The sequence below is a fragment of the Streptomyces longwoodensis genome (assembly GCF_001514125.1).
In the GTDB taxonomy this organism is placed as follows: domain Bacteria; phylum Actinomycetota; class Actinomycetes; order Streptomycetales; family Streptomycetaceae; genus Streptomyces; species Streptomyces longwoodensis.
Genome location: NZ_KQ948561.1, coordinates 131251 through 154146 on the forward strand (window position 1 = coordinate 131251; position 22896 = coordinate 154146).

Annotated in this window: 20 protein-coding genes; 6 read left to right on the forward strand and 14 right to left on the reverse strand. The window is 72.5% G+C overall.

Annotated elements, in window-relative coordinates; all coding sequences use genetic code 11:
* Positions 1-14 precede the first annotated feature (14 nt).
* The 7 genes from AQJ30_RS29480 to AQJ30_RS29510 all read right to left on the reverse strand — a co-directional run bounded on the left by AQJ30_RS29480 (position 15) and on the right by AQJ30_RS29510 (position 8425).
* The gene (locus AQJ30_RS29480; protein ID WP_067239992.1) at positions 15-1298 is read right to left on the reverse strand and encodes a thymidine phosphorylase; all 1284 of its coding nucleotides are present in this window, start codon (positions 1296-1298) and stop codon (positions 15-17) included.
* A gap of 72 nt (positions 1299-1370) precedes the next feature.
* On the reverse strand, positions 1371-1775 hold the full coding sequence (locus tag AQJ30_RS29485) for a cytidine deaminase (RefSeq protein ID WP_067239993.1): 405 nt from the start codon (positions 1773-1775) through the stop codon (positions 1371-1373).
* Positions 1772-3034 (reverse strand): ABC transporter permease, encoded by a 1263-nt coding sequence (locus tag AQJ30_RS29490; RefSeq protein ID WP_067239994.1) that lies wholly within the window; start codon positions 3032-3034, stop codon positions 1772-1774. Before AQJ30_RS29490 ends, AQJ30_RS29485 begins: the two co-directional genes overlap by 4 nt.
* Positions 3034-4158, reverse strand: a complete 1125-nt coding sequence (locus AQJ30_RS29495; RefSeq protein ID WP_067239995.1) for an ABC transporter permease — start codon at positions 4156-4158, stop codon at positions 3034-3036. Before AQJ30_RS29495 ends, AQJ30_RS29490 begins: the two co-directional genes overlap by 1 nt.
* Positions 4155-5777, reverse strand: coding sequence for an ABC transporter ATP-binding protein (locus AQJ30_RS29500; protein ID WP_067239996.1), 1623 nt, complete (start codon positions 5775-5777; stop codon positions 4155-4157). Before AQJ30_RS29500 ends, AQJ30_RS29495 begins: the two co-directional genes overlap by 4 nt.
* A gap of 268 nt (positions 5778-6045) precedes the next feature.
* Positions 6046-7095: a BMP family lipoprotein gene (locus tag AQJ30_RS29505; protein WP_067239998.1), complete on the reverse strand. Its 1050-nt coding sequence runs from the start codon at positions 7093-7095 to the stop codon at positions 6046-6048.
* A 256-nt stretch (positions 7096-7351) separates the two neighbouring features.
* Positions 7352-8425, reverse strand: coding sequence for a BMP family lipoprotein (locus tag AQJ30_RS29510; RefSeq protein ID WP_211279132.1), 1074 nt, complete (start codon positions 8423-8425; stop codon positions 7352-7354).
* A gap of 331 nt (positions 8426-8756) precedes the next feature.
* On the opposite strand from AQJ30_RS29510, the gene AQJ30_RS29515 reads away from it, so the two are divergent.
* Positions 8757-9230, forward strand: a complete 474-nt coding sequence (locus tag AQJ30_RS29515) for a carboxymuconolactone decarboxylase family protein (protein ID WP_067239999.1) — start codon at positions 8757-8759, stop codon at positions 9228-9230.
* Between the two features lie 81 nt (positions 9231-9311).
* On the opposite strand, the gene AQJ30_RS29520 is transcribed toward AQJ30_RS29515, so the two are convergent.
* Positions 9312-10007, reverse strand: a complete 696-nt coding sequence (locus tag AQJ30_RS29520) for a class I SAM-dependent DNA methyltransferase (protein ID WP_245727183.1) — start codon at positions 10005-10007, stop codon at positions 9312-9314.
* A 104-nt stretch (positions 10008-10111) separates the two neighbouring features.
* Positions 10112-10411 (reverse strand): hypothetical protein, encoded by a 300-nt coding sequence (locus tag AQJ30_RS39605; protein ID WP_067240001.1) that lies wholly within the window; start codon positions 10409-10411, stop codon positions 10112-10114.
* Between the two features lie 387 nt (positions 10412-10798).
* On the opposite strand from AQJ30_RS39605, the gene AQJ30_RS29530 reads away from it, so the two are divergent.
* Entirely contained in the window at positions 10799-12040 is a 1242-nt protein-coding gene (locus AQJ30_RS29530; protein WP_067240003.1) for an amidohydrolase, read from the forward strand.
* 46 nt (positions 12041-12086) lie between these two features.
* Here the strand turns inward: AQJ30_RS29530 and AQJ30_RS29535 are convergent, their stop codons facing one another.
* The 5 genes from AQJ30_RS29535 to AQJ30_RS29555 all read right to left on the reverse strand — a co-directional run bounded on the left by AQJ30_RS29535 (position 12087) and on the right by AQJ30_RS29555 (position 17273).
* On the reverse strand, positions 12087-12425 hold the full coding sequence (locus AQJ30_RS29535) for a DUF1330 domain-containing protein (protein ID WP_067240004.1): 339 nt from the start codon (positions 12423-12425) through the stop codon (positions 12087-12089).
* Positions 12426-12587: 162 nt separating this feature from the next.
* Entirely contained in the window at positions 12588-13673 is a 1086-nt protein-coding gene (locus AQJ30_RS29540) for a hypothetical protein (protein WP_067240006.1), read from the reverse strand.
* Between the two features lie 56 nt (positions 13674-13729).
* Positions 13730-14668, reverse strand: a complete 939-nt coding sequence (locus AQJ30_RS29545) for an N-acetylneuraminate synthase family protein (RefSeq protein WP_067240007.1) — start codon at positions 14666-14668, stop codon at positions 13730-13732.
* Positions 14669-14682: 14 nt separating this feature from the next.
* Positions 14683-15903, reverse strand: a complete 1221-nt coding sequence (locus tag AQJ30_RS29550) for an acylneuraminate cytidylyltransferase (RefSeq protein ID WP_067240008.1) — start codon at positions 15901-15903, stop codon at positions 14683-14685.
* A 53-nt stretch (positions 15904-15956) separates the two neighbouring features.
* Positions 15957-17273: a DUF6716 putative glycosyltransferase gene (locus AQJ30_RS29555; RefSeq protein ID WP_067240230.1), complete on the reverse strand. Its 1317-nt coding sequence runs from the start codon at positions 17271-17273 to the stop codon at positions 15957-15959.
* A gap of 197 nt (positions 17274-17470) precedes the next feature.
* Here AQJ30_RS29555 and AQJ30_RS29560 point away from each other — a divergent pair, with 197 nt between their 5' ends.
* From AQJ30_RS29560 to AQJ30_RS29575, 4 genes are all read left to right on the forward strand, one after another.
* Positions 17471-18454, forward strand: a complete 984-nt coding sequence (locus AQJ30_RS29560) for a glycosyltransferase family 2 protein (protein WP_067240009.1) — start codon at positions 17471-17473, stop codon at positions 18452-18454.
* On the forward strand, positions 18454-19815 hold the full coding sequence (locus tag AQJ30_RS29565; protein WP_067240010.1) for a polysialyltransferase family glycosyltransferase: 1362 nt from the start codon (positions 18454-18456) through the stop codon (positions 19813-19815). Before AQJ30_RS29560 ends, AQJ30_RS29565 begins: the two co-directional genes overlap by 1 nt.
* 139 nt (positions 19816-19954) lie before the next feature.
* On the forward strand, positions 19955-21127 hold the full coding sequence (locus AQJ30_RS29570) for an acyltransferase family protein (protein ID WP_211279133.1): 1173 nt from the start codon (positions 19955-19957) through the stop codon (positions 21125-21127).
* Entirely contained in the window at positions 21124-22896 is a 1773-nt protein-coding gene (locus AQJ30_RS29575) for a hypothetical protein (RefSeq protein WP_067240011.1), read from the forward strand. The genes AQJ30_RS29570 and AQJ30_RS29575 overlap by 4 nt, the downstream gene beginning before the upstream one ends.

A 22896-nucleotide genomic window follows, 5' to 3' on the forward strand; every position in this document is an offset into this window, starting at 1 on the left:
TCGGCCCACCGGTGTCAGGCGATGCGCTCCAGCACCACCGGCGACGGGGTGAACGGCGTGCCCGGCGCCGCGATGTCCCAGGAGCCCTCGACGGCCTGGAGGGCGTAGTCGAAGCGCTCGGGGGTGTCGGTATGCAGGGTCAGCAGCGGCTGCCCCTCGGTCACCGTGTCCCCGGGCCTGGCGTGCAGCTCGACGCCCGCGGCGGCCTGCACCGGGTCCTCCTTGCGGGCGCGGCCCGCGCCGAGGCGCCAGGCGGCGATGCCGATGTCGTAGGCGTCCAGCCGGGTCAGCACCCCGCTCGCGGGCGCCTTGACGACGTGCTGTTCCTTGGAGGTGGGCAGCGCCGCGTCCGGGTCGCCGCCCTGGGCCGCGATCATCCGGCGCCAGACGTCCATCGCCGAGCCGTCGGCCAGCGCCTTCGCCGGGTCCGCATCGCGCACCCCGGCCGCGTCGAGCATCTCCCGGGCCAGGGCGAGGGTCAGCTCGACCACGTCCGCGGGGCCGCCGCCGGCCAGCACCTCCAGCGACTCGCGGACCTCCAGCGCGTTGCCGGCGGTCAGGCCGAGCGGGGTGGACATGTCCGTCAGCAGCGCGACGGTGCGCACGCCGTGGTCCGTGCCGAGGCCGACCATGGTCGAGGCCAGCTCGCGCGCGTCCTCCAGGGTCTTCATGAAGGCGCCGCTGCCGACCTTGACGTCCAGCACCAGCGAGCCGGTGCCCTCGGCGATCTTCTTGGACATGATGGACGAGGCGATCAGCGGGATGGCCTCCACCGTGCCGGTCACGTCGCGCAGCGCGTACAGCTTCTTGTCGGCGGGGGCCAGTCCGTCGCCGGCCGCGCAGATCACCGCGCCGGTGGTGTCGAGGACGTGCAGCATCTCCTCGTTGGACAGCAGCGCGCGCCAGCCGGGGATCGACTCCAGCTTGTCCAGCGTGCCGCCGGTGTGGCCGAGGCCGCGGCCGGACAGCTGCGGGACCGCCGCGCCGCAGGCCGCCACCAGCGGGGCGAGCGGCAGCGTGATCTTGTCGCCGACGCCGCCCGTGGAGTGCTTGTCGGCGGTCGGCCGGGACAGCGAGGAGAAGTCCATGCGCTCGCCGGAGGCGATCATCGCGGCGGTCCAGCGGGCGATCTCGCGCCGGTTCATGCCGTTGAGCAGGATCGCCATCGCGAGGGAGGACATCTGCTCGTCGGCGACCTCGCCGCGCGTGTACGCGTCGATGACCCAGTCGATCTGCTCGTCGCTGAGCTCTCCGCGGTCCCGCTTGGTGCGGATGACGGAGACGGCGTCCATGGCCATGGCGTTCCTTCCGGGTGGTTCAAAAAGAGCGCGGCCCCTCCGGCCTGACGGACTCGGAGGGGCCGCGGGACGTCACTTGGTGAGGTGGTCCGGCCCGAAGGCCTGCGGGAGCATCCGCGCCAGCGGCAGGACGCCCTCGGGGGTCTCCAGCAGCAGGTCAGGGCCGCCGAACTCGAACAGCAGCTGCCGGCAGCGGCCGCACGGCACCAGCACGTCGCCGTTGCCGTCGACGCACGTGAAGTGCGTCAGCCGGCCGCCGCCGGTGCGCTGCAGCTCGGAGACCAGCCCGCACTCGGCGCACAGGCCGAGCCCGTAGGAGGCGTTCTCCACGTTGCAGCCGGAGACCGTGCGGCCGTCGTCGACGAGGGCGGCGACCCCGACCGGGTAGCCCGAGTAGGGGGCGTACGCGTGGCGCATCGCCTCGTGGGCCAGCGCGCGCAGCGCCTCCCAGTCGCAGGCCCCCTCGGGCGGGGTCACTTGCCCTGCCCCTTCCGGTACGGCAGGCCGTCCGCCTTCGGCATCCGCAGGCGCTGCGCGGACAGCGACAGCACCAGCAGCGTGACGACGTACGGCGCGGCGGTGACGACCTGGCGCGGGACCTCGTCGGTGCCGGCGTACCAGAGGAACATCACGGCGGAGATCACCAGCGTGATGACCCCGCTGATCAGCTTGCGGCGCCACAGCAGGTAGACGCCGCCGACCACGAGCAGCATGGCGAGCAGCAGGATCAGCGCGTGCACGTTGGTGGTGCCGCCGCGCAGGTTGAGGCTGTCGGTGTAGCCGAACAGGCCAGCGCCCAGGGCGAGGCCGCCCGGCATCCAGTTGCCGAAGATCATCGCGGCGAGGCCGATGTAGCCGCGGCCGGCGGTCTGGCCGTCGAGGTACACGTTGGACGCGACGATCGACAGGAAGGCGCCGCCCAGGCCGGCGAAGCCACCGGAGACGATCACGGCGATGTACTTGTACTTGTAGACGTTCACGCCGAGGGACTCGGCGGCGACCGGGTTCTCGCCGCAGGAGCGCAGGCGCAGCCCGAACGCCGTGCGCCACAGCACCCACCAGGTGGCGGGGACCAGGGCGACCGCGACGACGGTCAGCGGCGAGAGGTTGGTGACCAGGCCGCCGACCAGGCCGGCGATGTCGGAGACGAGGAACCAGTGCTTCTCGTTGAGCGTCTGGAGCCAGCTCGACAGGCCGGGGATGTCGAAGGTGCCCAGCGAGTCGATCGGCGGGGACTGCTTGGAGGAGCCCTGCGGGGCGTCCTCGAAGGTGAACTTCGACAGGTAGCGGGTGGTGCCGAGGGCCAGGATGTTCAGCGCCACACCGGAGACGATGTGGTTGACGTTGAAGGTGACCGTGGCGATGGCGTGCAGGACGGCGCCGAGCGCGCCGCCGATGATGCCGAAGGCGACACCGGTCCACGGGCCCCACTGGTAGCCGGCCCAGGCGCCGAACCAGGTGCCGAGGATCATCATGCCCTCGAGGCCGATGTTGACCACGCCCGCGCGCTCGGCCCACAGGCCGCCGAGGCCGGCGAGGCCGATCGGCACGGCGAGCCGCAGGGCCGTGGACATCTGGCCGGTGGAGGTGATGCCGTCCGCGCCGGAGATCAGCCGGACGACGGAGGTGAGGACCAGCACGCCCGCGATGATCAGCAGGAGTACCGGCAGGGAGAATCGGCGGCTGCCCTTGCCGGGCTGCTGCGCCGTGGGCTTGGCGACGGTCGCGGTGCTCATCAGGCAGCCACCTCCTTCTGGGCGTTCGGGTTGGCGGCCTCGGCGGCGAGCTGGGCGCCGACCTGCTTCTGCTGGCGGCGCAGGCCCCACTGCCGTACGGCCTCGTACGAGATGACGACCGCGAAGACGATCAGGCCCTGCATGATGGTGGCGATCTCCTTCTCGTACGCCACCGGGACGGCGTAGTCGAGGGCGGGGGACGCCTTGTCGAGGAAGGCCCAGAGCAGGGCGGCCAGGGCGATGCCGCCCGGGTTGTTGCGGCCGAGCAGGGCGATGCCGATGGCGGTGAAGCCGAGGCCCGCCGGGAAGCTCAGCGAGTAGGTGTGCACGTCGCCGAGGAGCAGCGGCAGGCCGGAGATGCCGGCCACCGCGCCGGAGATCAGCATCGCGGTGAGCACCATGCGCTTGGCGTCGACGCCGGAGGCGGCGGCGGCGGTCTCGGACTCGCCGGTGGCGCGCAGGTCGAAGCCGAAGCGGGTGCGGTTGAGGACCAGCCAGTAGGCGATGCCCAGGGCGATCGCGAGGAAGACCAGGCCGTAGATCTCGCCGACGTCCTGGCCCAGGTCGATCCCGGGCACCCAGCCGGAGTCCTTCATGATGCCGGTGGTGACGTTGTCGCCGACCAGCACGCCGAGGTTGTCGGTCAGGGTGAGGTAGCCGATGACGCTGGTGGCGATCGAGTTCAGCATGATCGTCGCGACGACCTCGCTGACGCCCCGGGTCACCTTCAGCACACCCGCGATGCCCGCCCACATGGCGCCGGTGAGCGCGCCCACCAGCAGCAGCATCGGGACCTGGAGGAAGGACGGCAGGGCGACGTGGGCGCCGACCACGGCCGTCATCATCGCGCCGAGGCGGTACTGGCCGTCGACGCCGATGTTGAACAGGTTCATCCGGAAGCCGAGGGCGACCGCGATGGCGGCGATGTAGTACAGCGACGCCTGGTTGACGATCAGCACTTGGACGTCGGAGTACCCGGCCTGCTCCAGCATCAGCCGGTACGGCTCGAACGGGTTCTTGCCGGAGGCGATCAGCACGACCGAGGTCAGCAGGATCGCCGCGACGAGCGCGATGACGGGGCCCGCCACCGCGACGAGCACGCGCTCCTTGTCGAACTTCTTCATCGGGCCTCGTCCTCCGGGGCGGTGTCCGCCGCGCTGTCTTCGGAATGGTGCAGGTGCCCGGTCGCGGCGCCGGTCATCGCGGAACCGAGCTCCTCCGGGGTGATGGTGGCGGGGTCGGCGTCGGCGACCAGCTTGCCGTCGAAGATCACCCGCAGGGTGTCCGACAGTCCGATCAGCTCGTCCAGGTCGGCGGAGATCAGCAGCACCGCCAGGCCCTCGCGGCGGGCCTCGCGGATGCGGTCCCAGATCTGGGCCTGCGCGCCGACGTCCACACCGCGGGTGGGGTGGGCGGCGATCAGGAACTTGGGGTCGTGGCTCATCTCGCGGCCGACGATCAGCTTCTGCTGGTTGCCGCCGGACAGGGAGGCCGCGGTGACGTCGATGCCGGGGGTGCGGACGTCGTACTCCTCGACGATCCGGCGGGTGTCGGCCTGCGCACCCTTGGGGTTGAGCCAGAAGCCCTTGGCGTTGGGGGCCTCGGTGACGTGGCCGAGGATGCGGTTCTCCCAGAGCGGGGCCTCCAGCAGCAGGCCCTGGCGGTGGCGGTCCTCGGGGATGTAGCCGATGCCGGACTCGCGCCGCTTGCGGGTGGCCCAGGGGGTGATGTCCTCGCCGAGGAAGACGATCTGCCCGGAGTCGGCGGCCTTGGTGCCGATCAGCGCGTCGATCAGCTCGGTCTGGCCGTTGCCCTCGACACCGGCGATGCCCATGACCTCACCGGCGTGGATGGTGAAGGTGACGTCGTCGAGGACCTTCTTGACCTCGCCGGCGGGCGCGAACTCGGTGAGGCCACCGGCGGTGGGCTCCTCCTCCGTACCCACGGACACGGCGCCGCGGGCGTGCACCGTGAGGTTCCTGACCTCCAGCACCGCGCGGTCGGTGACCGTGGACTCGGCGGTCTCCGGGGTGGGCAGCTCGCTGCCGACCATCATCTCGGCCAGCTGGCGCGGGGTGGTCTTGGCGGGGACGGCCGTCCCGACGGTCGTGCCGCGCCGGATGACGGTGATCTCGTCGGCGACGGAGAGCACCTCGCCCAGCTTGTGGGAGATGAAGATGACGGACAGGCCCTCGGACTTCAGCCCGCGCAGGTTGGCGAAGAGCGCGTCGACCTCCTGCGGCACCAGCACGGCGGTCGGCTCGTCGAGGATCAGGGTGCGGGCACCGCGGAAGAGGACCTTGAGGATCTCCACGCGCTGGCGGTCGGCCACGCCGAGGTCCTCCACCAGGGCGTCGGGGCGCACCCCGAGGCCGTAGCGGTCGGAGATCTCCTGGATCTTGCGGCGGGCCCCGCCGCCGATGCCGTGCAGCTTCTCGCTGCCGAGGACGACGTTCTCCAGCACGGTGAGGTTGTCGGCCAGCATGAAGTGCTGGTGGACCATGCCGATGCCGCGCGCGATGGCGTCGGCGGGGCTGGAGAAGGTCACCTGCTCGCCGCCGACCGCGATGGTCCCCTCGTCCGGCTTCTGCATGCCGTAGAGGATCTTCATCAGGGTCGACTTGCCGGCGCCGTTCTCGCCGACGAGGGCGTGCACGGTGCCCTTGCGGACGGTCAGGTGGATGTCGTGGTTGGCGACGACACCGGGGAACCGCTTGGTGATGCCCGTGAGCTCCACCGCCACTGTCGACGGAGCGGTGAGCGGAGGGCTGCTGGACGCGTCGATGGCGCACTCTCCTCGGGAAAGGGGCCGCTCTACGCGCGTAGCGCCCCTGCTTTAAATAGTGCCCGGACCTGATCGCACTGCTTCCAGTCTGATCCGTTCCGAGCATTGTGCCGCGCGAACGGGGCGCGGGGAGGCCATCCTCCGCGCGCCCCGTTCCGTGGCGGTAACGCTGTCATGACAGCGCCCTTTTGGCCATGGTCCGTACGGCCTCTGCGGCCGCGCCGGGTCAGGAGGTCTTGACGGTGATGGTGCCGTTCTTGATGCCTTCCTCGGCCTTGTTCACGGCGTCCTGGATCGCCTTGTCGTTCGCGAACGTCGGGTTCGAGTCCGACAGGCTCACGCCGCCGTTGGCCAGGCTGCCGCGGATCTCACCGGTCTCCGGCTTGTCGTCGTGGACGGACTTGGCCAGGCCGTAGACCGCGCCCTCGACGTTCTTCATGGCCGAGGTGAGGATCGAGGCCTTGTACTTGGCCAGCGCGTCCTGCTTGTACTGGTCGGAGTCGACGCCGATCGCCCAGACCTTGTGCGCCGAGGCGGCCTTGATGACGCCCTGGCCGGACAGGCCGGCGGCGGCGTAGATGACGTCCGCACCGGCGTCGATCTGGCCGTCGGCCGCACTCTCGCCCTTGTCGGGGCTGGAGAAGCCGCCCTCGGCGGCGGTCTCGGTCAGGTACTGCGACTTGACCGTGACGCCCTTCTTGGTGTCCGCGACGCCCTGCTTGAAGCCGGCCTCGAACTTGTGGATCAGGGGCACGTCCACGCCGCCGATGAAGCCGACGACGTTGGACTTGGTGGCCTTGGCGGCGGCCACGCCCGCCAGGTAGGACGCCTGCTCCTCGTGGAAGACGAGGTTGGCGACGTTCTTCGCCTGGAAGGAGTTGTCGTCGACGATGCCGAAGGTGGTCTTCGGGAACTTGGCCGCGACCTCCTTGACGGCCGGCGCGTACGCGAAGCCGACGCCGATCACCGGGTTGTAGCCCTGCTTGGCGAGGGTCTCCAGGCGCTGCGTCTTGTCCGCGTCGGACTCGCCGTCCTGCGGCTCGACGGCGGCCGACTTGTAGCCGAACTCCTTGTCGGCCTTCTCCAGGCCGGCGGTGGCCGCGTCATTGAAGGACTGGTCACCCTTGCCGCCGACGTCGTACGCCAGCGCGAGGCCCAGGTTCTTGTCACTGCTGTCGGAGGACGACGACGTGGACGAGCTTCCGCAAGCGGAAACCGTCACGGCGAGGACTGCGGTAGCAACACCCGCAACCGCGATACGGGACACCCGGCGCATGGAACGAGACTCCTTTGTGCAAGCGCCCATACCAGGCGCTGGTTCCGCCGCAGCGTAACGCGCGTAGACCAGACGGAAAAACCCTTCTGTCCGGTCCGTTATCGAGCTGTGGCCGCATTTTGCCGCCAGACTACGGACAGCAATGCGCCCCTTGCGGGAGGCAAGGGGCGCACGGATCGCAAAGGGCCCGGAGGGCCCAGTGGGCCCGGAAAAAGTCAGACCTTTCGGCCCGCCGGGGTTCCGCGGTGGCGGACGGTCACTGGGTCTTGACGGTGACCTTGCCGGAGGTGATGTCCTGCTTGGCCTTGTCGACCGCGCCGACCACGTCGGTCATCGCCTTGTACTTCGGGTTGGAGTCGGCGAAGCCGACGCCGTCGTTGGAGAGGCTGCCGCGGACCACGCCGCTCAGCGGCTTGCCCTCGTGGACCGACTTGACCAGGTCGTAGACCGCGCCGCCGACGTTCTTCAGGGCCGAGCCGAGGATGTGGTCCTTGTACGCGGCCAGCGAGCTCTGGCTGTACTGGTCGGAGTCGACGCCGATGACCCAGATCCCCTTGGACGCGCCCTCGGAGATCACGCCCTGACCGGACAGGCCGGCCGCGTGGTAGATCACGTCGACGCCCTTCTCGATCTGGCCGCCGGCGCCCTCCTTGCCCTTGTCGGGGCTGGAGAAGCCGCCCTCGGCCGGGGTCTCGGTGAGGTACTGCGACTCGATCTTGATGTTCGGGTTCACCGACTTGGCGCCCTGGACGTACCCGGCCTCGAACTTGTGGATCAGCGGGATGTCGACACCGCCGATGAAGCCGATGTGCGCCTTCTTCGACGCCTTCGCGGCGGCCACGCCGGCGAGGTAGGACGCCTGCTCCTCGTGGAAGACCAGGTCGGCGACGTTCTTCGCCTGGACGGTCTCGTCGTCGATGATCCCGAAGGTGGTCTTCGGGAACTTCGCGGCCACCGCCTTCACGGCCGGCGCGTAGATGTAGCCGACGCCGATGACGGGGTTGTAGCCGGCCTGGGCCAGCTGGGTCAGGCGCTGCACCTTGTCCGCGTCGGACTCGCCGTCCTGCGGCTCGACGTCCCGGCCGCTGAGGCCGAACTCCTTCTCCGCCTTCTGGAACCCCGCGTAGGCCGCGTCGTTGAAGGACTGGTCGCCCTTGCCGCCGATGTCGTACGCCAGGCCGATGCCCTTGCCCGTGTAGCCGCCGGCGGACTCCTTGTCACCGCCCTTGGAGCTGGTGCTGGACTCGCCGCACCCGGCGGCCGCGAGCGCGACGACCGCGACGGCCACCGCTGCCTGGGAGACCCTGCTCCCCCGAGAGATCAGACGCATGACAAGCACCCTTCGTCCCCGCGGCACCGCCGCCTGCGCCGGCCCGCATCCCCAATCAGCCACCCGCGGTGGCGATTCCGGCGCACAGTAACGCGCGTAGAAGGGGAGCGGAACGGGGTTCCTCGCGGCCGTTACCGATTCGTGCCGCCCCCGGGTTACGGGCGGGTCCCGGCGGTTACGGGCGGGTGTCAGCACGGGGCGAAGCAGGACGTACCGGGCGCGGGCGCCCCTCTCGCGGGGCCTGAGACGCAGGTCACACGCAGGGCTGTCACATCCGTGCGTGCCGTTCCGTCAGAGAAGTACAACCCGCAGCCACGACAGAGGAGTTCTCATGGAAGCCCGGCTGAACCTCTTCGCCAACCCTTTCTTCGGCAAGGTCCTCAAGCACATCAACTCCGCGGGCAAGGCCGTCTCGGACTCGTCCCTGCCCGCCGCGACCCAGGAACTGGTGAAGATCCGCGCGAGCCAGATCAACGGCTGCGGCTTCTGCACCGACATGCACACCAAGGACGCCGCACACGCCGGGGAGACCGCGCAGCGCCTGCACCTGGTCGCCGTCTGGCGCGAGGCCACGGTGTTCACGGAGGCCGAGCGGGCCGCCCTGGAGCTGACCGAGCAGGGCACCCGGATCGCCGACGCGGCCGGCGGCGTGTCCGACGAGGTGTGGCAGAACGCGGCCAAGCACTACGACGAGGAGCAGCTCGCCGCGCTGGTCTCGCTGATCGCCATCATCAACGCCTACAACCGGGTCAACGTGATCAACCAGCAGCCGGCCGGCGACTACCAGCCGGGCATGTTCGGCTGACGCGGCTGACGGGCACGTGGCCGGCGCACGCGGGATGCACGGCCGCCGGGGGCCGTCCCACGTCGGTGGGGACGGCCCGCCCTACCCGGGCCGGCGGGCCAGGACGTAGCCCCGGGGCATCCGCAGGCGGGACGGTCCCTCCGGGGCGAGGACGGCGCGGGCCCGTACGTCCAGGCCCGCGTCGGCCAGGAGGCCGGCCACCCTGTCCGGGGTGCGCCAGTGGTAGCGCAGGTCGACGGGGCGGCCGTAGCGCTCGGCCAGGTGCCGGCCGTCGAGGTCCTCCTCGAACTGGAAGAGCAGCATCACGTGGCCGCCCGGGGCCAGCACGCGGCGGAACTCGGCGAAGACCCCCGGCAGGTGCTCGTCCGGGACGTGGATGATCGAGTACAGCGCGGTGATCCCGCCGAGCGTGGCGTCCGGCAGGTCGAGCGCGGTCATGGACCCCACGTGGAAGCGCAGGTGGGGGTGGGCGCGGCGGGCCAGCGCGACCATGCGCGGCGAGACGTCCACGCCGAAGACCGGCACCCCGAGGGCGTGCAGCCGGGCGGTGACGTACCCCGGTCCGCTGCCGACGTCGGCCACCGGTCCGCCGCCCGCCTCCTTCACCAGGTCGGCGAAGGCGGTGAGCAGGGCACCGTACAGCGGGCCGTCGCCCAGGCCGTCGGGGTGCTCCCCGGTGTAGTCCTCGGCGATCGTGTCGTACGAGTCCCGGGCGGCCCGGAGGGCGTCCGCCAGGTCCGCCCGCGTGGTCGTGGTCCCTGCGTCGGAGTCGGTCACGGGAGCGGACTCTACCCGCGGGGCGGACCCCCCGGGGGTCCTCCGGACGAGAGGCCCGTGCGGTGAAGTGGCCTGCCCGCCCCTGGGTGTTGGCCCGAGTCGGGTCACGGCGGCGGGTCGTCCTCGTACCGGGTGAAGCCCGCGAGCAGCCGGCCGGCGTCCGTGAGGACGGCCTCCTCGTCCGGTACGGGCCGCCGGGCCCGGGCGCGGGCGCGACGGCCGCGCCATCCCGCGAGCCACACCAGCGTGGCCAGCACCCAGCCGGCGAGAGCCGTGAGCACGATCATGCCGAGGATCATGCCGAGGACCAGGGAGACGGCGTCGAACAAGCCGAGCCGGAGCAGGGTGAAGGGATCCGGGGCGCATCCGCATGCCTGCACGAGGTCGTTCGCCGGGGTCGCCATGCGGGCACCCTGCCCGGCGGCGGGGCGGGGGTCACGCGGTGTGGCCGAACCGCCGCGCGGCGGTGATGGTTCCGCCACCGGGCGGAGCCGGGGCGGGGCGCTTCCCGGTGTCCGGTGGGCGGTGGCCGGTTCCGCTGGGTGGACAACTCCAGCGTTTCTGTGGCGACGCGTGGTATCCGTGGAAGAGGAGGAAAGAGGAAGAACGAGCAAGAGGCACGACGGGTGGAGCCCATGATCGGCTCGGCCGGAGGACGGGCGAGTTTACCCACCCGACACAACCGCCATGCGCCGTGCGGCCAATTTTTCTTCGCCTGACGGGTTGAAGTTTGGTGATCGTGGGTCGGTTGACCGTCCCGGCGTCCTACCCTTCAAAGGGTGAAGCAACTGATGTCCCGAGAGTCCGAGGCCGAACCCGCCGCCACCGCCGGGCACGCACCGCTCCCCGGTGCCCTCCCGGAGGAGCTGCGCGCCGAGCTCGTCGCCTTCCGCCGCGACCTGCACATGCACCCCGAGCTCGGCAACCAGGAGTTCCGCACCACGGCCGCGATCAAGGCCCGCCTGGAGAAGGCGGGTCTGCGGCCGCGGGTGCTGAGCGGCGGCACCGGCCTCCTCTGTGACATCGGCGACGTCGACCCGGTCACCGGCTCCGTGATGGCGCTGCGCGCGGACATCGACGCGCTGCCCATCCCGGACACCAAGAGCGACTGCGCGTACCGGTCCACGGTGCCCGACCGCGCGCACGCCTGCGGCCACGACGTGCACACCACCGTGGTGCTGGGCGCCGCCCTGGTCCTGGCCGAGCTGTACCGCGACGGCCTGCTGCAGCGCCCGGTGCGGCTGATCTTCCAGCCCGCCGAGGAGGTGCTGCCCGGCGGCGCGGCCGACGCGATCGCGAACGGCGCGCTGGACGGGGTGGGCCGGATCATCGCCGTGCACTGCGACCCGCGGGTGGACGCGGGCCGGATCGGGCTGCGGGTCGGGCCGATCACCTCGGCCTGCGACCGGCTGGAGATCTCCCTGGAGGGCCCCGGCGGCCACACCGCCCGGCCGCACCTGACGACCGACCTGGTGACCGCGGCGGCCCGGGTGGTCACCGACGTCCCGGCGCTGGTCGGCCGGCGCGTCGACACGCGCGCGGGGCTGGCGGTCACCTGGGGCCGGATCGACTGCGGTCACGCGCCGAACGTCATCCCGCAGCACGCCGAGCTGTCCGGCACGGTGCGCTGCCTGGACATCGAGGCGTGGCGGCTGGCGCCCGACATGGTGGTCGCGGCGATCGACGAGGTGGCCAACCTGCACCGCGCCAAGTCGGAGATCAACTACGTGCGGGGCGTGCCGCCGGTCGTCAACGACGCCGAGGTCGTAGACCTGCTGGGCAGCGCGATGACCGCGCGCCGGGGCGCCGACTCCGTGGAGGGCACCGAGCAGAGCCTCGGCGGGGAGGACTTCTCCTGGTACCTGGAGCACGTGCCCGGCGCCATGGCCCGCCTCGGCGTCCGCCCCCCGGGCGAGCGCACGGTCCGCGACCTGCACCAGGGCGACTTCGACGCGGACGAGTCGGCGATCCGGGTGGGCGTCGAGCTGTTCACGGCGGCGGTCCTGCTGGACGCCCGCACACGCCCCGCGTAGGTCCCGCGGGCGGCCCCTGAAACCGGTGCCGGCCCGCCGGCGCCGGTCAGAGGGCCGCCCGCAGCGTGGCCGCCGTCGCGCGGGGGTCGTAGTCGGGCGCCACGCCCTCCGCCAGGACGATGTCCCCGGCGATGTGGTCGGTGCGCAGGTGCAGGATCTCCCGGTAGGCGGGGGACGCGTACCAGGCGCGGGCCTCGGCGAGGCCGGGGAACGCGATCAGCACGAGGTTGCCCTCGAAGCTGCCCTCCACCACCTCGGCCGGCGGGCCGTGCAGCAGGAACCGGCCCTGGAAGGGGTCCAGCGTGTCCTGGATGCGGTCGATGTACTCGACGATGTCCGGGTGCAGGGCGCTGTGGTGCAGGTGGGCAAAGGCGTAGGCGGTCATGTCCGGCTCCTTCGGCGCGTCTGCTGGGGTGACGCGTCGAACGTACCGGCGCCGGTGCGGGGGTGCGATTACCCGGGAGGTAAGGGCCCCCGACCCCGGCGTGGCCCCGGCCCTGGTCGACGCGCGCGGGCGCCGCGCGCCTGCGCCGGGACTGCCGCGCGCCTACGCCGGGGTCACCGCCGCCAGCCGGTGGACGTCGCGGGCCGTGGTCGTGACGCCCGCGAGGAAGCCCTCGGCGCGCGGGGAGGCGTGGTCGGTGAGCCAGCCGGGGTCGATGTCGCAGACCACGATGCGCACCCCGGTGCCGGCCAGGGCCAGCGGCAGGGTGTGCACGACCGTGGAGGGGAAGCTGAGCACGGTCCGGCCGACCGGGCCGCGGCGGGCGATCAGTTCCAGTGGCAGCTCGGGCCGGACGACCTCCAGGCCGGTCTCCACGGCCAGCCGGTGCAGCTTGTCGGCGCTCTCGCGCCGGTGGGCGAAGTAGCGGTGCACCCCGTGCGCCTTGGCCAGAGTGCGGACCGCCTCCAGGTAGCGCTCGCCGTCCACCACGCCGGTCTCCACCAGGGAGGTGCCGACCAGGTCGGCGCCGTCGATCAGGTGCGGCGGGCCGAAGCGCTCGCGGGTCCAGGCGAAGGTGTGGGCGGTGACCGTGACGCCCTCGGGCCTCTCCTCGACCGGCATGGCGGAGAACACCTCCACCGTCCGGTTCCCGGCCGGGGACAGCCGACGGCGCGCGCGGGCCGACACCGGGGCGAAGAGCAGGTCGCGCGGGGCGGGCCGGCCGCCCTTGCGGTGCCAGCGCACCAGGCGCTCGCCGCGCGCGAGCTGGGCGACGAACTCCATCGTCGCGGTGCCGTCGTCGACGACCACCAGGGACCGGGCCCGGGTGATCGTCAGCAGCAGCTGGACGTAGCGGGAGAACGGGTCCCCCATGACGACCCGTTCGGCCCGCCGCAGCAGGCCGGCCAGGGCACCGACGGTGCGGAAGGGCGCCGTGGCGCCGCCCCGGGCCTCCTCCCAGCGCACCTCGTGGCCCTCCTCGCGGGCCAGCTCCGCCATCCGGCGCAGCTGGCCGCGGGTCATCGGGTCGGTCGGCGACAGCACGACCAGGGTGAACCCCGCGCCGGGCTCCTCGGGCGGGTGCGGGCCCTGGGCGTGGGCCCACTCCAGCACGTTCAGGAGCTGCACCGGACTCTCGACGAAGGCGAGGGTGTGGGGGGTGCCGGTGTTCCCGGCGCGGGGGCTCATCCTCGTACGACCATCCCGTCGTGGGGCGCTGTCGGGGTGCGGATCGGCGGCCGGGGTCAGACCGTCAGGGGCTCGCCCGCCGCGGCGGCGATCTCCGCCTCGGCGACCACGCCGGTGACCCGGCGCAGCTTCTTCATCGGGCCCCGCTCGGACTCGTAGACCTTCTTCACGCCGTCGCCGAGGGACGCCTCGATGGTGCGGATGTCGCGCACCAGGCGGGTCAGGCCCTGGGGTTCGACGGAGGCGGCCTGGTCGGAGCCCCACATGGCGCGGTCCAGGGTGATGTGGCGCTCGACGAAGGCGGCGCCGAGGGCGACCGCGGCCAGCGTGGTCTGCAGGCCGGTCTCGTGGCCGGAGTAGCCGATCGGGACGTTCGGGTACTCCTTCTCCAGCGTGTTGATCACGCGGAGGTTGAGCTCCTCGGCCTTCGCCGGGTAGGTCGAGGTGGCGTGGCACATCAGGATGTTGTCACTGCCGAGGACCTCCACCGCGTGGCGGATCTGCTTCGGGGTGGACATGCCGGTGGACAGGATGACGGTGCGGCCGGTGGCGCGCAGGGCGCGCAGCAGCTCGTCGTCGGTGAGGGAGGCGGAGGCGACCTTGTGGGCCGGGACGTCGAACTTCTCCAGGAAGGCCACGGCCTCGGTGTCCCACGGGGAGGCGAACCAGGCGATGCCCTTCTCCTTGCAGTACGCGTCGATCTGCCGGTACTCGTCCTCGCCGAACTCCACGCGGTGGCGGTAGTCGATGTACGTCATCCGGCCCCAGGGGGTGTCGCGCTCGATGTCCCACTGGTCGCGCGGGGTGCAGATCTCGGGGGTGCGCTTCTGGAACTTCACGGCGTCGCAGCCGGCTTCGGCGGCCGCGTCGATCAGCTTGAAGGCGTTCTCCAGCTCGCCGTTGTGGTTGATGCCGATCTCGCCGCAGATGTAGACGGGGCGGCCCGGGCCGACCTCGCGGGAACCGAACGTGCGCAGGCGGGAGTTGGTGCTCATGGCGGGAACTGTCCTTAGGTGTGGAGGGAGTCGAGGGAGGGGCCGAGGATCCAGCCGGCGATCTCTCGGATCGCGCCGTCACCGCCGGGGACGGTGGTGACCGCGCGCGCGGCGCCGCGTACGACGTCGTGGGCGCTCGCGACCGCAACGGGCCAGCCCACGAGGGCGAAGCACGGGAGGTCGTTGACGTCGTTGCCGACGTAGAGCACGCGCTCCGGCGCGATGCCCTGCTCCTCGCACCACTGCTTCAGCGCGAGGTCCTTGCGGTCGACGCCGTGCAGCACCGGGAGCCTCAGCTTCCGGGCCCGGGCGGCGACCACCGGGTTCTGTTCCGTGGACAGGACCAGCATCGCCAGGCCGCTGCGGCGCAGGGCGGCGATGCCGAGTCCGTCCCCGCGGTGCACGGAGACGAACTCCCGTCCGTCGGCGTCGATCAGCACCCGGTCGTCGGTCTGGGTGCCGTCGAAGTCCAGCACGACCGCGTCGACGTCATCCGCGGTCGGGAGGGCGCCCGGGCGGTCCGCGTCGAGGAGCGGGGCCAAGGCGCGGGCGCGGGCCAGGTCGTGCGGGTCGTCGATCTCCAGGACGCGCGCCGGGTCGGTGCGGACCAGCTCGGTGCGGCCGAAGAAGCGGTGGCCGTGGGTGCGGAAGCCCGCCGCGTCCATCGCGTAGGCGGCGCCGGTCTCCAGGTAGTCCTGGGGGCGGTCCTGGCGGCGCGGCCGGTGGGACCGGTCGTGGTTGACGCCGGTGCCGCCCTCGGACGCGTCCTCGGCGTCGCGCCAGACGAAGCCGTGGAAGGGGGCGACGGTCACGGCGGTGTCGGCGCCGTGCTCGGCGACCGCGCCGGCCACCGCGTCGACGTCCTCGTGGACCAGGAAGGGGCTGGTGCACTGGACGAGCAGCACCACGTCGACGGGGGCGCCGTGCAGGGCCTCGTGGGCCTCCAGGGCGTGCAGCACGGCGGCCTCGGAGGTGGCGGTGTCGCCGGCGATGGCGGCGGGCCGCAGCACGACCTCGGCGCCGGCCTGACGGGCCGCGGCGGCGATGGCCTGGTCGTCGGTGGAGACGACGACGTCCGTGACGCGCCGCGCCGCCAGGCACGCCCGCACCGCCCGCACCACCAGCGGGACCCCGCCGACGGGCGCCAGGTTCTTGGCGGGCACCCCCTTGGAGCCACCGCGGGCGGGAATCACGGCGAGCACCCGGCGCACCGGGGGGCCGTCGGGGTGGGGCATGGGGGGAACTCCTCGGTCTCGGGACGGGGGTGGGGGCGGGGCCGCGGGCGGGGTCACAGCTCGCCCATCCGGCGGATGACCGGGGCCACGCGCTGGACGCCGTGCCGGTAGGCGCCGCGGGCGGCGCGGCGGACGATCTGGCGGACGGGGCCGGGCTCCCGGTCGGCGGCCGGGGCGCCGGGCAGCAGGGAGCCGTCGGGGGCGAGGTGGTGGCGGGCGAGGACGCCGGGCAGGTAGCCGGGGGCGGTCTCGGGCGTGTAGTACGGCGCGAGCGGCGGACGTCCCCCGGGCCGGCCGAGCAGTTCGGCGATGCGGTCGCGGGCCGCGTCGAAGGCCGACGCGTACCGGCCGTCGGCCGCGACGCCCTGGCGGGCCACCCACTCCTCGTCCGGCACCGGCCGGTGGCCGGCGTCGAGCTGGTCCCAGGAGGCGAGGCAGCCGGAGCCGACGAAGTGGTGGTTGCCGAGCGCCTCGCGCACCCCGAGGTCGGTGAGCACGACGGTGGGGATGCGGCGGTGCAGGGACTCCAGGGCGGCCGTGGAGCTGACCGTGACCATCAGGTCGGTGCGGTCCAGGACCTCGCCCATGTTGCCGTACACCAGCCGGAAGTTGGGCGGCAGGTCGAGGCGCTGCGCCAGCTTCTGGTAGGGCAGCTCCTCCAGGTGGGTGGTGTGCTCGCCGGGCCGGGAGCGCAGCTTGAGGAGCACCTCGCGCCCGGGGTGCAGCCGGGCGTGCCGGACCAGCCGCTCCAGCAGGTAGGTGCGGTCCCGGCGGGTGTCCGGCACCGACGGCTGGGCCGCGAACACCACGGTGTACGGGTCGTGTTCGCCGGTGTAGGGCGCGCCGCCGAGGAACGGCAGGGCCACCTCGGTCACCGACGAGGCGTCGGCGCCCACCCCTTCGTACACCTGCCGGAACCGCTCCGCGTCCTGGCGGGAGTTGGCGAGGACGAGGTCCGCGCCGTGGCGCAACAGCAGTCCGTCGGCGAGCTTTTCGTACACGACGCCGACGTAGCCGGTGACGACGACGGGCCGGTCGGCGCGGTCCTCCCAGACCCGGCGCAGCCCGTGCAGCACGGCCTGCACCCCGCCCCCGACGAGCGCGAGGACCAGCACGTCGTACGGCTCCCGCGCCATGACGCGCAGGAACTCGGCCGCGGTGACCTCGCGCAGGGAGTCGGCGCGCACGCCCACCTCGGCCAGCTGGCGCGGGGTGGGGGTGGCGCGGCCGCGCAGCAGGAAACCGTCCAGGACGGGTGCGGCGGGTGCGGCGGGTGCGACGCGTCCGGCGGTCGACGCCCCCCATTTCCAGCGGGTGTCGGAGTCCGCGAGGACGGCGATCCGGAGGCTCTTCGTATTACTCGGTGGCACGGCCAAGACGCTAGAAAGAGAAATCCAGCGACGTGCCAACCACAAGTCAACAATGAGTTAACAACACATCACCTGGGGCCGAATCGGCTCGCCCCGGGACGGGAAGTAGAAGCGGGGCACTGTTCCGACACATCGAGTTCACCTGCTGTATCCCGGACCGAAATTCCTGCCGCCCCGATGCGCCCTAGGGTTTCGCCGTGCCAAAGCTTTCCGTGATCGTGCCGTTCTACAACGTGCAGCAATACGCGCCGGACACCCTGGTGAGCCTGCGGGCGAACACGCGGGAGGACTTCGAGTTCCTGCTGGTCGACGACTGTTCGACCGACGCGACCCCGGAGATCCTCGAGCGTGCGGAGCGCGAACTGCCGGGAGCCGTGGTGATCAGACACGAGCGGAACGGGGGGCTGGCCACCGCGAGAAACACCGGGATCGACGCGGCGCGCGGTGATTATCTGACATTTCTGGACGGCGACGACTGGCTCGCCCCCGGGTATTTCCCGCGGCTCCTCGCCGCCATCGAGGAACTGGGCTGCGACTTCGTGCGCACCGACCACGTGCAGTGCACCGGGCGGGCACGCAGCATCCACCGGGTGCCGCTGGGCCGACGCGGGACGGTGCTGAGCCCGCGGGACGGCATCCTGCCCGCCGACCGGTCCACCTCGGTGGACTACGCCTACGCCTGGGCCGGCGTCTACCACCGCCGCCTGGTCGACCGGGGGCTGCTGCACTTCACCGACGGACTGCGCACCGCCGAGGACCGGCCCTGGATCTGGAAGCTGCACCGGGAGGCGGACAGCTTCGCCGTGGTGGGGCTGCTGGGCGTCCACTACCGGCGCGGGGTGGCCTCCTCGCTCACGCAGATCGGCGACGTGCGCCAACTGGACTTCATCCGCGCCTTCGACCAGGTGGTCGAGGAGACCGCGCGCGACCCCGAGGCCGGCCGGCTGCTGCCCAAGGCCGTGCGCACCTACTGCGCGATCATGACCCATCACCTCGGCACGATCGAGCGGTTCGAACCCGCGGTGGCCCGGCAGTTGCGCTCCCTGTGCGCGGCGGCCCTGCGGCGCATGCCGCAGGACGTCCTCGCCGAGGTCATGGACTCGATGGACACCGAGCGCGCGAGCACGCTGCGCCGGGTGCGGCGGCGTCCCACGGCGGCCCGGTCGGCGGTGGCCGTCTGATGCCCGGCACCACCCGCGTCTTCTGCGTCTCCACCCTGTTCGGCGCCGCGACCCTGGCCGCCGCCCTGGACGCCGGGCTGTTCGCCCCGACGGACCGCCGGCTGCTGCTGGTCACCAACAACGCGGCCAACCCGGAGACCACCCCGTCCGTCGACACGATGCCCGGCTTCGACCGGATCCGTGAGCGGTTCGACGACGTGCTGTCCTGGAACGAGACCATCGCCCCCTTCCACCCGGGCGGCTGGGGCCCGCGCGCGGACGACGTCCCGATGTGGGAGCGGTACGTGCGGCTGCTGTGGGGCCTCGGCGACGACGAGGTCCACCTGGCCGTGGAGTCCGTCCAGGTGAACCCGGCGCTGGCGCTGGCCCAGCTGTTCACCGGCGCCCCCCTCGACGTCTACGCCGACGGCCTGATGAGCTACGGCCCCACCCGCGACAAGATCGACCCGCTGGTCGGCACCCGCATCGACCGGCTGCTCCACCTGGACCTGGTGCCGGGCCTCACCCCGCTGCTGCTCACCGAGTTCGGCGTGCCGCCGGTGCTGGTGCCGTCGGAGGCGTTCCTGAAGGTGCTCGGCGAACTGGCCGAGGCGGAGACCGACACCGGGGCCGGTATCGAGGAGCGGCCCGCGCTGCTGCTCGGGCAGTACCTCTCGGCGCTCGGCATCCTCGGGGACGCCGAGGAGGAGCAGCTGCACCTGGCGATGGTGCGCGGCGCGGTCGCGCTCGGGCACCGCCGCCTGGTGTTCAAGCCGCACCCCACGGCCCCGGCCCGCTGGTCGCGGCTGCTGGAGGAGGAGGCGGAGCGGCTGGGCGCCCGGCTGACGCTGCTGGAGCGGCCCGTGCTGGCGGAGGTGGCCTACCAGCGGTTGCGTCCGGCCCTCGTCGTCGGCTGCTTCTCCACCGCGCTGCTCACCGCGGCCGGTCTGTACGGCCTGCCCGTCGCCCGGGCCGGCACCGGCACCGTGCTGGCCCGGCTCGCGCCGTACCAGAACAGCAACCGGGTGCCGCTGACCATCGTCGACGCCCTGCTGCCGGACGTCGAGGACGGGGCGGCGGTCGGGGCGTGGAGCATGCCGGGGCGGGAGCGGGTGGCGGAGCTGGCCGCGCTGCTGCGGGCGGTCGGTTTCGCGATGCAGCCGAAGATCCACCCGTCCCTGCGGGGCGAGGCCGAGCGGTACCTCGCCGCGCACCTGGACCCGCACACCTGGCGCTACTTCAAGCGCCGGCGCCTGGCCGCGCTGGCGCTGCCCGGTGCCGTACCGGCCCAGCTCGCCTTCCTCCCGCGCAACGCGGCCGTGCGCCGCATCGCCCGCCGGGCGCGGGCCCTGAAGAAGGGCGTGCCGGGCAACAGGCGCTGATGGCAGCGGAGTCCGACCGGGCAGCCGTTCATCCGATCGTCATGTTCACGCCCCCGGCGGGTCAGCCGTCCCTCATTCCTCATGCGCGGGAGGTCCCTAGCGTGCACGCGTCCCCCGACTCCCACGGAAGGTCCCCAGGATGAGCGCGGCTGACCAGGCCACGGCCCCGGCACCCCCGCCGGCGCCGGCCCCGGGGCGGAGCGCCCTGCTGTCCGGCCCGGCACCGGTCCGGCCCCGGGCGGAGGGCCGGCTGCGCGCGCTGGACGGGCTGCGGCTGCTGGCGGCGCTCATGGTGTGCTGCTACCACTACGCCGGCAAGAACGGCGAGGTCGCGCAGTCCTGGCACCAGTCCCCCAGCGAGGTGTTCCCGACCTTCTCGCAGTTCGCCACCTACGGCAGCCTCGGGGTGCAGTTCTTCTTCCTGATCAGCGGGTTCGTCATCTGCATGAGCAGCTGGGGCCGCAGCCTGGGCGACTTCTTCCGCTCGCGCGTGGCCCGGCTGTACCCGGCGTACTGGGCGGCGATCGTCCTCGTCACGGTGGCCGCGTACGTCCTGCCGGTGGTGGTGGAGCCACTGCGCTCGGACGAGCTCCTGGTGAACCTCACCATGCTCCAGCAGCCGATGGGCGTGGACCGCGTGCTGGGCGTGGACTGGACGCTGTGGGTCGAGGTCCGCTTCTACGCCCTGTTCGCGCTGTGCGTGGTCTGGCGGGGCGTCACCTACCGGCGGGTGGTGGTGTTCTGCTGCCTGTGGACGCTGGCCGGGGCCTTCGCCCGGGTCGCGGACACCCCGCTGACCGACGAACTGGTGATGCGCGACCACGCCCCCTACTTCATCGGCGGCCTCGCCCTCTACCTGATCCACCGCTACGGCAACGACCTGCTGCTGTGGGGCATCGTCGTGATGAGCTTCCTGCTCGGCCAGCGCTACTCGGTCACCGCGCTGTGGCACCCGGGCCCCCAGGGCGACTTCCACCGCGACCCGCACGTCATCCAGCTGATCGTCCTGGTCGCCTTCGCCGCCGTCGCCGCGGTGGCCGTGGGCTGGACGAGCCGGGCGAACGGCAGGTGGCTCACCGTGGCCGGCGCGCTGACGTACCCCTTCTACCTGATCCACGAGCACCTGGGCTGGTTCGCGATACGCGTCCTGCACCGGGGCTTCGGCCTGAACCCGTACGTCACGATCACCGGCAGCATCCTGATCATGCTCGGACTGGCCTGGCTGCTGCACAAGTGCGTCGAGAAACCGATCGGCCCGCGGCTCAAAAGGGCCCTCGTGGTCCGCCGGGTCGAGGACCCCGCGCGGCCGTGACCGACATGCCCACCCCGACCCCGGCCCCCACTCCGACCCAGGACGTCTCCGCCGCCCGGCGCGGCCCCGGTCCGCGCGGGCCGCACGCGCGCCGGCCGCGCCTGACCTCTCCCGCCGGCTGGACGACCGCCGTCGTCACCGCGGGGCTGCTGCTCGCGACCACGCTCACCACCGGGGTGTTCCTCGACCTGCGGTACGTGCTGGCGGCCCTGCGCACCACGGGCCGGGGCGGGCTGTCCCCGTCGGAGGTGTTCGCCCACCGGCCGTTCTTCTACCGCTGGCTGATCGCCGGGCTGGACGCGCTCACCGCCGGGCCGGACGCGGTGCGCGAGGCGCTGATGCGGTGCGTCGGGCTGCTCCTGTGCGCGGGCGCCGGCCTGCTGCTGCACCGCGCCCTGCGCGCCCGGCTGCCGGAGCGCGACGCGCTGCTCGTGTCGGGGCTGACCGCGCTCACCCTCGCCTTCGCGCCGGTCATCGACTACCTGCAGCCCGAGTGGTTCGCCCTGGTCTTCTCGGTGGTCGCCGTCGCCGCCGTGCTCGGGGTGCGCAGCCGGTGGCGGGCCGCCGCGCTCGCCGCCGCGCCGCTCGGTCTGGCCGTGCTGATGAAGTACTCGACGGCGGGCACCGCGGCGATGGCGCTGCTCGTGGTGTTCACCGTGGACCGGGTGCGGGCCGTGCTGCTGGCCGCGGCCACCGCCGTCGCCACCGGCCTGCTGTTCGCGGTCAGCGCCTGGTCCGGCTCGCGCGAGGTGCAGTGGCTGCGCGACATGCCGCACATCAACGCGCACGCCTGGGGCAACGACCCCGTGGTCGCCTCCGAGTTGCTGCGGCGGACCGCCTACTACCTGGGCGACCGCACGGCGCTGACGCCGGTGCTCGCGCTGCTGCCGGGCGCCCTGCTGCTGTACGCGCTGACGCTCGCCTCCCGGCGGCAGCGCGTGGAGGCGACGCTCGTCACCGTGCTGCTGGTGCTCTGCGGTGTGGCCGTCGTCGTCTACCAGGGCAACTGGTTCGCCTACCACGGTGAGAACCTGCCGGTGGTGGCGGCGGCCCTCACCGGCCTCGCGATCGGCCGCTGGTACGGCCGGTACGGCCGGCCGCCGCTCTGCCTGACCGCGCTGGCGCTGCTGCTGGGCGTGCTCACCCCGCTGCTGGCAACGGTCCGCCAGGACGTGGACGCGGCCGTGCTCGCCGGGTACGCCGCCGCCCTGTCCTTCGGCGCCGCGCTCCTCGACGTCCTGCTGTCCCGCGGCCCTCGCGGGGCGCGCGGCCCCCGGGTGCCCGCGGCCCTGTCCGTGCTGGCGCTGGTGGTGTGCCTGGCGGTGACCGTGTGGCCGTGCTCCGGGGTCAGGATCATCGTCGGCCGGCTCGTCACGACCAACGCCGAGCTGAAGGCGCAGGCCCGCTCGGCGAAGGACGCGGCCGAGCAGGTGGACGCCCTGCTGCCGGCCGGCGCCGAGGTGCAGTACCTCGTGTTCGGGCAGCAGGCGTACTACATCGGCCACCCGACGCGCTGCCGCTACCCGTTCCCGACGTTCCTCAACGTGCCCAAGCAGCTCACCGAGGTGCCGTCGCTGACGTCCAGCCGGGAGAACGTCCGCTGCATCACCCAGGAGCACCCGCCCGCGTACGCCGTCTACCAGCCCAGCTGGCTCTCACTCGGCGTGATCGACCCGCGCGTCGCGTCCGCCATCCGCACCACCTACCGCTGCCCCCGGCCCGCCCAGGGGCAGCAGCTGGTGGTGTGCACCCTGCGCCACCCGCACTGA